The sequence below is a fragment of the Pseudomonas amygdali genome, from assembly GCF_002699855.1.
GTDB lineage: Bacteria > Pseudomonadota > Gammaproteobacteria > Pseudomonadales > Pseudomonadaceae > Aquipseudomonas > Aquipseudomonas amygdali.
In genome coordinates, this window is sequence record NZ_LKBW01000214.1 from 1 (window position 1) to 666 (window position 666).

The window sequence follows — 666 nt, forward strand, 5'->3', positions numbered from 1 at the left end:
TTCGGTAGTTTTTTCATCGCTCCATCCTCTCAAAGGTTGGAGTCTCCGAGAAACCCGGGGCGGTTCACAGCTCAACCTGCCACCGCATATCGATCTGCAATACCTTGCCAGCGTCAAAGGCACGCTGGATGTGCCTCATCGACTGACGTCCGATGGAGCTGACGCAAGCGGCGCTGCACGCTGGGTAGCTGCGGATGGTGTGAAAGTTGGTACCAAGGTTCGCGTAAGAACTTTCACCTATAACGCACTGAACAATTCCTACGAGTTTATCCGAGACGGGGAATCGACACCGGCCCTTATATGGACGCCAATAGCACAACCGGCGGACAGTTCGACAAGCTCACCCGCAGGGCCACCCGCGTTGCCGAAAGATCCAGGCAACGTGGTGACACCTTTTGTACCCGAGCTTGAAGCTTACCCGGCGATTGATCGAGATGATCCTGATGATTACATTCTCATATCGCCGATTGATTCAGGGCTGCCGAATAGCTACCTGCTGTTCAAGGACCCGAGGTCGATTCCGGGGGTTGCGAGTGGGTTTGGTGAGCGCATAACAAACACTTGGTTAGACGCTAGGGTTTGTCTGAAAAGTCAGCCCGCAAGCATCTTTCGATGCAAGCCAGTGTGACCATCGCTTTAAAGCTACTTGCCAGCTTGTCGTAACGC

The 666-nt window shown here is 53.9% G+C and carries 2 pseudogenes; one reads left to right on the top strand and one right to left on the bottom strand.

Annotation, left to right across the window (positions count from 1 at the left end):
* A pseudogene (locus AO277_RS14495) lies at positions 1 to 607 on the top strand (S-type pyocin domain-containing protein); the annotation flags it as partial.
* On the opposite strand, the pseudogene AO277_RS29180 reads toward AO277_RS14495, so the two are convergent.
* Positions 573 to 666: pseudogene (locus AO277_RS29180) on the bottom strand (IS5/IS1182 family transposase); the annotation flags it as partial. The pseudogenes AO277_RS14495 and AO277_RS29180 sit on opposite strands and share 35 nt — an antisense overlap.